Origin of the sequence: Nonomuraea sp. SYSU D8015 (assembly GCF_008065375.1) — a bacterium.
Classification (GTDB): Bacteria; Actinomycetota; Actinomycetes; order Streptosporangiales; family Streptosporangiaceae; genus Nonomuraea.
Window position 1 is genome coordinate 95287 of the sequence record NZ_VJYI01000032.1, and the last position, 13356, is coordinate 108642.

The window sequence follows — 13356 nt, forward strand, 5'->3', positions numbered from 1 at the left end:
CCAGGCAACGATGAGGTCAGGGGCAAACACGTCCGAAGACCTCGCGGGGGAAGTGGCTCAGCACAGCTTGCCGATAGCGTCGCCACAAACGGCCATGCGAAGCCTCGGGTAGCTCCATGAGCACTAGCCTGCTCCAGAAATCCTTGGCCTGCTGGCTTAGGACGCCAATATCGGGCTCTTCGTTGCGGATCAGCGTGATGGCAGGATCACGTCCCTCGGGGATAGCCACCAGCCACACTGCCTCCAGCGGAACTGGGACAGTGATCGTTGCACCCGACCGTAAAACTTGGGCGCGGTCCTCCCACCACGACGGCTCGCTTGGCTTGGAAATCCTGATGAACCGGCCCTGTGCCGTGAGGAAACGAGCATCACCCTCGAGGGGCACCACGACACTCCCCGGAGAGCCCGAGGCGGTACGGGCCGGCGAGATATTGCGCGCCCGAGGGGAGGCCATTGGGTGGAGCTGAAAGGAAATGCTTGCTCCGCCGACTTCGATAGTGTGTTGCTTGTCCGCCAGTCCTCTTCCCCGAAGCGGGATCACCCCGTCCGCGGGCACGGCAATGGGCTCGCCATTGAGCAAAGCCCGGCCTGCTTTCCGCAGCGACTCGGGGATCACGACATCCGGTTCCCCTCCGCGCAGGTAGTGGTAACGATGGCGCATATCCGACCGCACCCGCAGACCGCCCCGCAGGCTCAGGCGTCGTGCCGGGATGTGATCAATACCACGGATTCCTGCGCCCGCTACCGCTGCGGCAAGCCGGGCGTCATCGGTGAACTCCAGGTCCCGCGCTACGCACCACCCCGGTGACGAGGTTGCTTCGGGCCGGTACCAGCGTAAGCCGACGTCCTGTAGAAATCTCCGCACTTGCGGCTCGCCGGAAGGGTCAAAGAGAAACACATATGGCTCAAAGGGGACCACGTTGTCCCTCTCAACCCATGCGCCTGCCACCGGATCCTCGCTAAGCGCGATGACGTGGCGCCCGCCGGTAACGCGAGCGATAAGCCGATGCCCCCGCGCGACGATACCCACCGTCAACGCGGTAGCTGGATCGGGAACTGCGCCTGAAAGGGAATAGGCCTGCTCCCCCGCTGTAGCGGCCACCGCGAACGTACCAGCTGGGTGCTTCAGCGCGTCCTGCTCAACCCCCGGGACAACAGGCGTATGCCATCGCAAATGCCACCCTGATACGAAGTCGTCCTCCAGAGCCACAAGCAGCGGCATCTGTCGCAGCCCATCGATAAGCGGCAATGTCACCGCACCATCCCAGCCTTCGGCAAGAGCCGTCAGCAGCGGTTCAAGCAGAGCGTTATCAGCCTCAGAGGCGAGCGCGTCGCGCAGTCGCCGGGATAGCCCCTGCTGGTTATGGCTCCAAACCTTTAGATCACGCAACAGCCGCGCCCCATCGACAGGTTGACCGGCGCTGAGCCTCTCTCGGAAGAAACGAGTCAGCGCAGCATGATCTGAAACCCGGATCAGTGCTTGAGACTGCGCGTAGCCAATCTTGGTCAGAGTCTCGCTCTTCTTGATGGTGCTGAGGCCACGATGCCCGCCACATCCCCTCAGCCAAGCATCCAGGAGAGTCCATAGTTCCACGACATCGTCGTAGTAGCGCTGCAGCAGCTTCTTATGATCATAAGCCATGTTCCAAGACGGTTTAAGCACCTCAGCGAGACGCGCGTAGTATGCCGGCGCCCCTGGCCCCTGGACCGTGCGCTTCATATTCGCTGCCGCCAGCACAGATGCAGCGAGCAGCGGCAAGCAAGGAGGCGGATCTTGCCGCCCACTATGCTGCCAGCGCTGTACGCGGTCCATGATCGGCTCATAGGGGTTCTTATGCCAATCAAGGACCGCGCTTACTGCTGCGCCTAGATCCGTCACATCTTCCTGGCCCTGCAGCTTCTGGAGCTCAGTGGCATCAATGAAGAACAGCACAGGCGTGCCACTACGGTTGGCGCTGAAGAACTCCTCAGCCAGTCGCAGTTGCCACCACTCGTAGGACCGCAGGGGGCTCGGGGTACACGGAAGATCATCCGCAGAAGCTGCTTCCCCATCCACACTCTTCATCCTGCCCGCCCCATGCCAGTCCACCACGTCATTAGTCTAGGGACTAGATGTGACAATCTACAGTCGGACAGTTACAAGCCTTTCGGGTGGAATCGAGCCATTTTGGCGTAAAGGCGGTGCGCAGCCAGGCGGCAAGAACATCCTCGCTTCACTGGACCTGAGCCGCCCTGGCAGGCCTCGATCGATCGAAGATGATCTCCGCTGTCTTCCACCCGGCAGTCCAGGCGATCTTTCCTAACCACACGATGACGGTCGGCGCTATTCGAGATCCAGTCTTCCACGTGGGTACCACGGAAGCGGTCCGAACTATCCCGTAGTGGCTGCAGCCACCGGCGCGCCTACCAAACCCCGGGACGACCTGGCTGCATGCGCTGTCTCGAAAGATCGCTTGATTGGCCAGCAGCGAGGACGGCAAGGGATTGTCAGTCCGTGGTAGTAGCTTCGGATCCGTGTTTGGCAGAAGCTGGCCCTACTGCCTCTGTGACGGCGTCAACAGCGGCAGGAAGGGTCTCATGTTCCCAGAGGCGTACCACTCGCCACCCTGCAGCTTCAAGAGCGGCGTTGGCCACCCGATCCCGTTCCTTGTTGCGTCGGAGCTTGGGGGCCCAGTACCACTCATTCGTTGTGGGCTCCCTACCATGCACAGGGCAAACGTGCCAGAAGCAACCATCCACGAAGACAGCTACCTTCCGTGCTGTGAAGACGATGTCCGGCCGCACGCGGACTCCGTCTGGAAGATCAAGCCTCAGATCCTTGCGATAGCGATAACCCAGAGCATGCAGTGCAGTACGAAGCGCTACCTCCGGCTTAGTGTTAGAGCGTCGGTTGGCGCGCATATTGCGCGACCGTCCCTCGTTCAGCGGGCGAGGGTACAGGCCCTTCGCCCAAGCCTGCTCGCGAAGGTCAGGCTTCGGGGTGTTAGACACCATGTCGCCGGCCTCTGCACTCGATTCACTACCTGGGGAAGTCATGAGAGAAGATACTGCCCATGACTGCTTCCCCGCTCGGCACTCAGGTACCACAGGAGGACTCCGTGGCGGAGCAACTTAGGGTTGTGGAGATCTGCGCTGGAGCAGGAGGGCAGTCTCTAGGCCTGGAGCGCGCAGGCTTCGAGCACGAACTTGCTGTAGAGCTCGATGACAACGCCTGTAACACATTGAAGCTGAACCGTCCTGGATGGAAGGTGGCCCCTGGAGACGTCGCCAACCCGAAGGTCTGGAAGCCAGTCGACTACGAGGGGATCGACCTGCTTGCTGGGGGAGTTCCATGCCCGCCCTTCACTATCGCCGGCAAACAGCTTGGAGCTACCGACGCACGCGATCTGTTTGCCTGGACGGTCAAGCAGTGCCGCATAGTGAAACCACGTGCACTGCTGCTCGAGAACGTCCGTGGACTCAGTATGAACCGCTTCACGGCCTACCGGCAGGCCGTCCTGGACGAACTCCACGACATGGGCTACGTCGCGGACTGGAAGCTCCTTCAGGCCTCAGACTATGGGGTGTCGCAGCTCCGCCCGCGGTTCGTGCTTGTGGCGATGCGCTCTGAAGACTTCGCGTACTTCGACTGGCCAGAACCTTCCCACACCAAGCCTCCTACCGTGGGGGAGCTTCTCTACGATCTGATGGCCGCCAATGGATGGCCAGGTGCCGACACCTGGCGAAAGAGGGCGGACAAGATCGCCCCAACAATTGTGGGCGGCTCAAAGAAGCACGGCGGCGCCGATCTGGGCCCTACACGCGCCAAGGCAGCCTGGGCTGAAATGGGTGTTGACGGCTGGGGGATCGCTGACAGCGCCCCAGGACCTGATACGCCTATCGACTTCAAGCCCAAGCTGACCTGGCCGATGGTGGCTCGCATCCAGGGCTGGGATGATGATCGCTACAAGTGGGAGTTCTCCGGCCGTAAGACCTCGATCTACCGGCAAATCGGGAACGCCTTCCCGCCTCCGGTAGCCGAGGCAATCGGCACAGCCATCCGCAGGGCCCTGAACCATGAGACCGAGCCCAAGACTCTGATCGAAGATGTCAAGCCCGTCCACGATCCCGTCTACCACGTTCTTCGGAAGTCAACCCGCTATATGGGTGTAGAAGACATCTCCCAGGCTCTGCCCCATCCACTTGACCAGCACACTCTTGAGCGGCACATCAACCATTTGAAGCGTGACTTCGAAATCGAAGAGAAGAAGCGTGGCAGCATCACCGTCTATCGCTTGGGTGAGTTCAAGGCCTTCACTGGCCAGGAAGCCCACCCGCGCCACGAGGCGTTCCAGTTGCAGCTCCCGACGATCAGCTAAGCGGCATTCCAGAAGTTCTGCTTGTAACCCGCAGGCAGCCAGGGGCTGGTCCAGGGCGCGGCGGCGGTGAGCATCTGATCGGGTGAACGGGCGCGGAAGAAGGCGTGGATCTGTCTGAGACTGCCGGGCCAGCTGACGGCGGTGTTGGCGATGAACGCCTTGAGTGCGGCCCAGATGCGTTCCACCGGGTCGTCGTGCGGGCTGTAGCGCGCGCCGAACAGCAGCTCCACGGTGGGGTGCTCGGCCAGGTAGGCGGTGACGGCTTTGGCGTGGTGGATGCTGTCGTTGTCGCAGATCACCATGATCGCCGGGGCGTCCTGGACGGCCAGGCGGATCTGTTCCAATAGGGCGATGAAATCGGCGGCGCAGCGGCGGCCCAGCCGATACACCCATCGGCCGGTGGTCATCTCCAGCGCGCCGAGCACCGTCACCTGCCGGTTCTTGCCGGGTGTGCCGATCTCGGGTCGGCGCGGGCGCAGTGTCCAGATGGCGCGCACGTGTGGCAGCAGGTGGACGTGGGTCTCATCAGTGGCCCACACCACCGCGCCGCGCGGTAACTCCCGCAGCCGGGCGGTGATGGCGGCCACCGCTCACCAGCGGTCCGGATCGCCGCGGGCCACCAGCTTGGGCCGCCGCCAGATCGCCACCAGGCGCAGGCGCCGATACAGGGTGCGCGGGCTCAGCTTCGGCCGGCCCAGGTACTGCCACAGCCTGGGCACCGTCCACGGTCCCGCTCGTTCCAGCAGCGCCGCGATCCGGGCGAGCAGGCGTGGCCCGCCGATGCGCGGTCGCCCTGGGCGGGGCCGGTCGGCCAAGCCCGCCGGCCCATGGTCGTTGAACCGGCCGATCCACCGCCGCACCGTGCTCGCGTCGCACTCCAGCAGGTCGGCGATCTGGGCGGGGGACAGTCCGCGCACCGACAGCAAGACCATCATCGCCCGCCTGGCCTGCCGCCACCGGCCGCGCAGCTCCCCGCGTAACTGCTCGATCGAGGCCTCAGGACCGTTGGCGAACACGCTGACCGGGCGCATACTGATCACGACCTCGCCGGGTGGGTGGGCGTTGCAGGCAACTTCGATCCAACCCCCGGCGAGGGCCCTGTCAATGCCTGTCCGCGCCTGCGATCTCACGCCCCGTTACGCGCAAGATTTCTGGAATGCCGCTTAGCGAGCAAACGACACCAGGCCACGGCCAAAAGGGACACTCCATGCTTGGTGTACACACCTCGGACCGGCAGGCTGCCATGGAAGCTCAATCAGCTTGTCACGAAGATCAGCTGATTTGCGAAATGCCTTGACCAGTCCTCAGGCGTAGCGAGACCCTTCTGTTCCGACGTGAACGAGGTGACTTCGCGTGGCGGTTGAGGCGAGCAACCCAAGACAGTCGATCATGCAGCAGTACCAGGCATGGGTCGACCCAGACAGTGGTGTGGCCGGAGATGGCCGACGGGCCTTCTTCACGCACGCGCTGATCGTTCTTGATACGAACGTACTGCTAGATCTCTATCGGTATACGCCCGACGCCCGTCGGCAGGTCCTTGACGCGCTCGACCTGGTCTCGTCGCGGCTATGGCTGCCGTACCAGGTGGGACTGGAATTCGTCAGAGGCAGGCGAGGCGTCATCGAGGATCGAACGGACAAGCTCCGGAAGGCCAAGAGTCGTCTCGACCAGCCCCTGCGCGAAGCGTGGAAGGACGTTCAGGAGGCGCTGAAGGGGGTGAAGGCTCTACTCGGCACCTTTGCTGCGGACGAAGACGGTCAGGCCGAGCTGGACGAACTGATCAACGAGGCGAACTTTAGAAAACTCCTTGAGCCCTGGCGGCAAGCGCTCTGCGAGCACATCGACAAGCTGAGGACCTCTCAGGACATCGGACTTGACGATGTCAATGGCGGCTCTGACCCCATTCTTCCCAAGGTCACGGCACTGTACGGCGACAATATCGGCCCTGCACCAGATCCCGATAAGCTCCAGGCCCAAGTTGAGCACGCCATTGCCTATCGCTTCCCGAACAAGATTCCGCCCGGATATCTAGACCACGGCAAGCCGACCTCGCTTCAAGCGGCAGGCGACTACATCCTCTGGGAAGAGATGATCAAGCATGTCCAGGAAACAGCCGCACGGGAGCGTGTCCTGTTCGTCTCTGCCGACGTAAAGGATGACTGGTACGAGCCTGCTGGAGCCGGTTCAGACTCACGGCGGCCATGGCCATCTCTCATCAACGAGTTCCGCAGGCGCACGAATGCCGACTTGCTCATCGTGGAGACCAAGGCGTTCTTCGAAGGAGTCAGTGAGTTCCTAAACGCCGAGATCACCGCTGAGACGGTTGAAGAGATCAGCCGGACCGCAGATTCTCGCGAGGACACCGGCACTGATTTCGATCAGGTGATAACAGCAACCGAAGCAGCGACCCTGCCTCCACCGGAAGCCCTGCCCTTGCTGGCCTACCGGGCGGCTCGTCTCTCAAGCTCAGCAATCAGGACGGCTATCGCCGACAGCCGCCATCGCCTGTTTCAGTGGTGGCTGGTCGGCGTAACCCTGGAGCTGAGCCTGCGTGACCCTGAAGTCGACGAGCCTGCCGTGGACCTCGTCGCCGTCATCACAGGCGACTTGCCGCCTGCTCCGGACTGGTTGCCGGGCACAATCCTGCCAAGGGGAGAGTTCCCCGCCCCCAGCTCTACATGGATCGCTCCATGGCTGGTGCAAATCATCAGAAACTCACCGAGAGCGGACCGTTCTTCTCTCCTGCGGCTCGCACAGCGGCAGCTCGCCCAACGAGATACGGCGGACTCTGCCGCCGACTTCTGAGCCCGAGTTCCAGCGAATATTCACCCCAAAGCAGCAACGGCTGCAGAATATAGCCGCTTGCTGCCCTGGCTCTACGCCCCCGTCCACACTGAGGATCGCCTCTGATGGCCCACAAGCTACTTGACATCACACCCACGCCGGACGTTCTGGTCGCGCTGACGCGGACGCCGATCAGCCCGCTCGATGCGTTGAGCGAGCTGATCGACAATGCGATTGACTCGTTCCACGCGGCTGAGATCGCTGGGGAGGCGTCGCCTGTCCGTCATGTCGTGATCGAGGTCCCCGGACTGAGCAAGGTGGAACGAGGCGAAGGAGTGATCCGGGTTCGTGACACCGGCCCGGGTCTAAGTGAGCAGCACATCGCAAATGCGATGCGTGCCGGATACACCTCCAAGAACCACTTCGACAACCTCGGCCTGTTTGGCATGGGGTTCAACATTGCCACTGGCAAGCTAGGCAAAGTCACCCAGGTCATCTCTGCAAGAGCTGGAGATGCTCATGCCATCCGTGTGACCCTGGACTTGCCAGAGCTGGTCCGGCGTGGAACGTTCGAGGTCACGGCCGAGGAGATCGAAAAACCGGCAGGCCTGGAACATGGCACGATCGTGGAAATCCGAGGCTGGTGGCCAAACGGGGACGCTAACCATGGGTTCATACGTGAGGTTGCTCGTATGCCAAAGGCCACTCTGCGAGACCGGATCGGGCGCCGGTATGCCACGATGCTGCGTGGCGATTCCGAACGGGACATCCGGGTCACTCTGAACGGTGAGCTATGCCGGGCCTTCGAGCACTGCGTGTGGTCCGAGAAGCGCTTCGTCGAAAGATCCAAGTATGGCAAGATCCCAGCGCTGATCCGTATCGACGAGGAGCTCGGCCGATCCCGGAGATGCCTCTACGACGGTGTCGACTTCCGTGGCGCGGAGATATGTCCCCGCTGCGGGCGTGCGGAAAGCCGGGAGATCCCCCAGCGCGTGCATGGATGGATCGGCATCCAGCGGTTCGATGACAAGGACGACTACGGCATCGACCTGGTCCGCAACGGGCGCGCCATACGAACTAACGAGAAGGAAGCCTTCTTCGTTCATGTAGACCCGGTCACCGGCAAAACCGAGCGAGAGTATCCAATCGATGGTCAGTACGGCCGCATTATCGGTGAGATTCATCTCGACCACGTGCCTGTCGACTTCCAGAAGCAGAACTTTCAGACCGCCACCGAGGAATGGGCAAGCGCTATCGCGCTATTGCGACAGGGCTCGCTACTGCCCAGCAAGTGGCCCGAGGGTCACATCAACGACTCCCCCATTTCTCTGCTATACCAGGGCTATCGCAGAGTTCGCAACTTCGGGCGGGCCGACATGTACATGGGCGTGTATAACTCGGCCAAGCAGAAGGCTGAACGGATCCCGCGAGACGTCGAGAAGGACTTCTACCAGAAGTTCCTGCAGCGGCAGCCAGGCTACTACGACGATGCCCGGTGGTGGGATCTCGTGGAGCAAGCGAACGAACCCCCCATTGAAGAGCTTCCCGAGTGCCCGGCATGCGCGTTCCAGAATCTCAAAGATGCCGAAACCTGCGTCGGCTGTGGCGTGGTTCTCATCGGTAGATCGTGCCTGAACGCAGACTGCCGCCGGATTATCCTCAGATCAGAGACGTCCTGCCCCCACTGCGGAGCCGATCAAAATCCCGAGGTCCGCTTTCCCTGGCGCTGCGCGGTCTGCCAGGCCGACAACAAGCCGGCCCAAGACCGCTGCGGAACCTGCGGCAGTCCAGAAGGTACTCCCCATCCGGCCGACACCGACGTTCTCCGGCAACGGTCCGAAATACTCCCCAGCCTCGGAGCGTCATCCCTCGTCGTCACTCTGGGCAACGGCAAGCAGACTAGTCCATTGGATGTGATCGTACATACCGTCTATCAGCCGATCATCGCTGCGTACAGGCGGCCTCCGGTACCCCTGGTCACGGAGATCAGGCCAGGTGTGCTCACCGTATTCGTGGATCTGACGCATCCAATCTTTGCTAGCAGTGGCCTGCGAGCCGAATATCTCATCGCAGCGGAAGCTGCGCAGTACATCTACCAGCTGCACCCCGAGATGCATGGCAAACCCGGTCACACTGTTGCCGTGCTCACCACCGAACTGCTCATGCAAGGCTGGGGCGAGGCAGTCACCGACAACCCAGACACCGTCCGGGAGGACATAAGGCAGCTATTCAGCGACATCATCGGGCGTATCCTCGATGCTCCCAACGCCAGCGACTTCTATGACGAGTTGCCTGAGGCCGATCAGCTAGCAATGGCCAAGGAGATGATCAGCGCAGGTGTCGACCTTGCGGAGCTTGGCACGCTGAAGAACGGCGGCTACCTGAAGTACTGCTCCCGCGACGCGATCACTGACTTCTTCGGCAAGTACCCCATATCTTGGTACGGGGGCCGGGTCTGGAGCGATCCGTGGCCAAGCGAAGCGGAGCTAGGAACGGTGGTCGCCGGCAAGCTCCAGGATGATCTGCGGCTCAAGTACTTGCGCTGCCTTCAAGACTGCGCGTCTTATCTTCGGTACGAGCAGCCGGAACAGCTCCTGGTCATCCGCGCACGCGCCGCGGTGCAGTTCCTGTCCAGCAAGCTGTCATGACACAGCGCATCATCACTGACCTGCTTCTCGCCGACATCGGATGGCAAGGCTTCGAGCGGCTTATTGAGAGGCTTCTGCTGGCCCGAGGCTACGAAGCCGTTCAGCGCGTTGGTGCCTCGGGTGACGGTGGTGCTGACGTCATCGCGACGATGAACGGCCGACGCTGGCTCTTTCAGGTAAAGCGGTGGCGTACGCCGGTTGGCCCGAGCACCGTCGCCGAGACCCTGGCCGCATGTGGCAAGTATGATGCGGACATCCCTGTCCTGGTGGGCCTCAATGGCTTCGAAGCTTCCGTGCACGTCCAGCGCAGTCAGCTCGCAGCCAGGGGAATCCCCTTGCAGCTCTGGGACCGGCGCACTCTCCTGAAGCAGGCGGACATGCTGCCGCTTGCCCCTCTTTCCGAACGTCTTCCTGATAAGTATGAGGTGAGGGCATATCAAGAACAGGCCGTCGATCGGATCATGGGGGAACACATCGCTGGCGCCCGCAGCGCGCTGGTTGTGCTGGCCACGGGTCTCGGCAAAACCTTCGTCGCCGCCGAGTTCTACCGGCGGTACGCCAAGCTCCGGCCAAGTTCGAAGACTCTGGTCCTTGCCCACCGCAATGAACTCGTCTACCAGCTAGAACGAGCATTCTGGCCCATGCTGCCCGCCACCAGCGCAACTGGAGTCTGGAATGGCTACGAGCGCCCGACCGCCGACACCTTGACCGACCTCGACATCGTCTTCGCATGCGTCGATAGCGTCGCAAGCGCCATCAATTCCGGCCGCTCCCTGCCCGACTTCAACCTGGTCATCGTCGATGAATGTCATCACCTCGGTACCACGGCGTACGACACCGTACTTACCGAACTGTCTGCCGGCGATGGAGGGGCTTTCCTCATGGGGATGACGGCGACCCCGTGGCGACCAGATGGCAAAGCGCTGAACCAGTGGTTCGACTTCCCTGTCGTTGACATAGATCTGGTACGGGGCCTGCGTGAGGGCTACCTCTCTAACGTCGACTACCGGATGTATACCGACAACATCAATTGGGAAGCCCTCGCCCACGGCCTGCCCAAGCAGGCACACGCCCTCTCTCCCCGGGGTATCAACCGCACGCTCTTCATCGAAGAGTGGGACGACGCCGTGGTCCTCCGACTTTCTGAAGCGTGGCGCGAACAGACGACACCTCGAGGGATCGTGTTCTGCGGCACCATCCACCACGCCGAGCAGATGGCCGCCCGGATCAACGCCATCGGCTTCACTCGAGCCGAAGTGATCGCCTCTAAGACCAGCGACGGCAAGGCTCTCGACATCCCTACACGCAGCCGCATCCTGTGGGACTTTGCGGACGGACGCGTCGGGATCCTCTGCGCCGTAGACATCCTCAATGAGGGCGTCGATGTCCCTGACGTCAACATCGTCGCCTTTCAGCGTGTCACCCACAGTCGTCGCATCTTTATCCAGCAACTTGGCCGAGGTCTGCGGCTCGCGCCAGGCAAGAATCGCGTTATTGTACTCGACTTCGTCTCCGACATCCGCCGCTTCGCAGTCGGCATCGACCTCCAGAACCAGCTCGACCGGAGCGACGTTCTCAAACCGCGCGTCCGTCTGGGCAGCAAGGTCACCTTTATGCGGGCTCAGTCGCCTGACCAACCCACCGCGGATTTCCTGCGGGAATGGCTGGGCGATGTGGCAGCCGTGCAAGACGCAGGGGAAGATGCCCACATTCTCCGCTATCCTCCCGAAGTGTTTCTAGGCTGACTCACAGCACGGGAGAGGACAAGGTAACCGTGAGCCCCCTCAATGACTGGAACCGGCTCAAGCCAGACACTCAACTCGCCGTTGACAAACTCCTCGGTCAGCTACGGTCTGGCACTTCAACCCAGGACCTGCTCGACTCCTACCTGTACGCTAAGAAACTCCTCGCCGAATCGATGCAGGCATTCATCCGCATCGGCATCGAGGAGCGCAACGAAGCGTTCCATGACCTGCGCAAACAGCTTCATGAAGAGATTCGCCGTCGCTACGACGGCCGAGTTCCCGAAAAGTACCTCAAGGTTCCCTACGGCAGCCGCGTCCACGAAGAGCTGTTCACGCTCCTCCTCCAGCGCCGAGGCACTCACGTACAGGCAGATCTGCTCCGCGTGGTAACCGCTGATAGCGTGCACACCGAACGCCGCATCCGCGAGCTCCGTGAGCTTGGGCTGGATATCCACAGCTCGAATGAAAACGGGCATGACGTGTACACACTTCGAAGCTTGGACATTGATACCAGCTTCATCCCCACGATCGTCGGCAACCTCATCAAGAAGGACAAAAGGCTGCCTGAAGCCCGGCGGCAGGCCTTCTTCAATGAGATCGGCTACGACCCCAATGCCGCCAAGGCACGCTGACTGGAAAGCTGCGGGCAGCACTGATCATTAGCCGCACAGTCCCGTTCTTCCCATGAGATCTGGTTCTAGCGCCAGAGCAACGCATCATGAAAGAACGGCGTCCGACCAGTTACACGCTAGGCCAGGGCTACCACATCCGGCGCTCACTCAGCGTCGAGGTGAGGTGCCCCGGATCTTCCGGACAGGTCCTCAACTAAGGTTGAGGGAGAACTGGAAGGGAAGGCTGTGGCGGGGCGTAACCGACGATTCAGCCAGGAGTTCAAGGACGAAGCCGTCCGCATGGTGCTGGACGGCCCGCGGCCGGTGGCGCATGTGGCCAAGGAACTCGGCATCCACGACACCACGCTTGGAAACTGGGTGAACACCTATCGGCGAACCCGGGGCGACGACGCGGCGCCGGCGCAGGATACGGGCGAGAAGAAGAGCGATCGGGAGCTTGCGCTGGAGCGGGAGAATCGTAAGCTCCGCGAAGAGAACGAATTTTTGAAAAAAGCCGCGGCCTTCTTCGCCCGGGAACAGCGGTGACCGCCAAGTACGAGCTCATCGATGCGGAGAAGGCTCATTACGCCATTGTGGACATGTGCTCGTGGCTGGGCGTGTCCCGATCCGGTTATTACGAGTGGCGCGGGCGGCCGTTGCCGGCGACCGCCGAACGCCGTGCACGCTTGAAAGAAAAAATCGGAACGTTATTCGCAGACAGCCATCAGACCTACGGCTATCGGCGGATCCACGCTGCCTTGCTCCGATCAGGTGAACAGGTCAGCGACGAGCTGGTCCGGAACCTGATGCGCGAGCTGGGCCTGCGTCCGTGCCGGAGCCGGCCGTGGCGGCCGGTCACCACCCTGCCGGACGGCTCCTACCAGGGGATCCCGGACCTGGTGCGGCGGGACTTCACCGCTGATCGGCCGGGCATCAAGCTGGTCGGTGACATCACGTACATCCCCACCTGGGAGGGGTTCCTTTATCTCGCCACGGTGATTGATTGCCATTCTAAAATGGTGGTGGGCTGGGCGATGGCCGACCACTACAAGACCTCGCTGGTCTGCGACGCTATCGATGCGGCCGCTGGTACTATCGAGCTGCAGCCGGGGTGTATCTTCCATTCCGATCGTGGATCGAACTACACGAGCGACGAATTTGGGCGGCATCTGGCCGGGTACGGTGTGCGTCGATCCGTTGGGCGCACTGG

General features: G+C 61.8%; 9 protein-coding genes and 1 pseudogene. 7 read left to right on the forward strand and 3 right to left on the reverse strand.

Annotated features, from left to right (window positions below):
• Positions 1 to 16: 16 nt before the first annotated feature.
• Together ID574_RS53545 and ID574_RS53550 are read right to left on the reverse strand one after the other, a co-directional pair.
• Positions 17 to 2092 (reverse strand): hypothetical protein, encoded by a 2076-nt coding sequence (locus ID574_RS53545; protein WP_188196803.1) that lies wholly within the window; start codon positions 2090 to 2092, stop codon positions 17 to 19.
• Positions 2093 to 2487: 395 nt separating this feature from the next.
• A complete protein-coding gene (locus ID574_RS53550) occupies positions 2488 to 3036 on the reverse strand; it encodes a very short patch repair endonuclease (RefSeq protein ID WP_336245650.1) in 549 nt (182 codons plus the stop codon).
• Between the two features lie 62 nt (positions 3037 to 3098).
• Here ID574_RS53550 and ID574_RS53555 point away from each other — a divergent pair, with 62 nt between their 5' ends.
• A complete protein-coding gene (locus ID574_RS53555; protein WP_223168031.1) occupies positions 3099 to 4358 on the forward strand; it encodes a DNA cytosine methyltransferase in 1260 nt (419 codons plus the stop codon).
• Here ID574_RS53555 and ID574_RS62580 read toward each other — a convergent pair.
• A pseudogene (locus ID574_RS62580) lies at positions 4355 to 5389 on the reverse strand (IS630 family transposase). The gene ID574_RS53555 and the pseudogene ID574_RS62580 overlap by 4 nt on opposite strands.
• Before the next feature lie 322 nt (positions 5390 to 5711).
• On the opposite strand from ID574_RS62580, the gene ID574_RS53570 reads away from it, so the two are divergent.
• The 6 genes from ID574_RS53570 to ID574_RS53595 form a co-directional block, all read left to right on the forward strand.
• On the forward strand, positions 5712 to 7163 hold the full coding sequence (locus ID574_RS53570; RefSeq protein ID WP_188196807.1) for a PIN-like domain-containing protein: 1452 nt from the start codon (positions 5712 to 5714) through the stop codon (positions 7161 to 7163).
• 104 nt (positions 7164 to 7267) lie between these two features.
• Positions 7268 to 9790: an ATP-binding protein gene (locus ID574_RS53575; RefSeq protein ID WP_188196808.1), complete on the forward strand. Its 2523-nt coding sequence runs from the start codon at positions 7268 to 7270 to the stop codon at positions 9788 to 9790.
• A complete protein-coding gene (locus tag ID574_RS53580; protein ID WP_188196809.1) occupies positions 9787 to 11535 on the forward strand; it encodes a DEAD/DEAH box helicase family protein in 1749 nt (582 codons plus the stop codon). The genes ID574_RS53575 and ID574_RS53580 overlap by 4 nt, the downstream gene beginning before the upstream one ends.
• 29 nt (positions 11536 to 11564) lie before the next feature.
• Positions 11565 to 12167: a hypothetical protein gene (locus ID574_RS53585; RefSeq protein ID WP_188196810.1), complete on the forward strand. Its 603-nt coding sequence runs from the start codon at positions 11565 to 11567 to the stop codon at positions 12165 to 12167.
• 225 nt (positions 12168 to 12392) lie between these two features.
• Entirely contained in the window at positions 12393 to 12692 is a 300-nt protein-coding gene (locus ID574_RS53590) for a transposase (RefSeq protein WP_188196811.1), read from the forward strand.
• Positions 12689 to 13356 (forward strand): IS3 family transposase (locus tag ID574_RS53595; RefSeq protein ID WP_223168032.1); only part of this gene is annotated, 668 nt, incomplete at its 3' end. The genes ID574_RS53590 and ID574_RS53595, both read left to right, overlap by 4 nt.

Coding starts and splice junctions, on each gene's coding strand:
- ID574_RS53550 (WP_336245650.1), bottom strand. CDS start 3,036: ATGACTTCCCCAGGTAGTGAATCGAGTGCAGAGGCCGGCGACATGGTG.
- ID574_RS53575 (WP_188196808.1), top strand. CDS start 7,268: ATGGCCCACAAGCTACTTGACATCACACCCACGCCGGACGTTCTGGTC.
- ID574_RS53580 (WP_188196809.1), top strand. CDS start 9,787: ATGACACAGCGCATCATCACTGACCTGCTTCTCGCCGACATCGGATGG.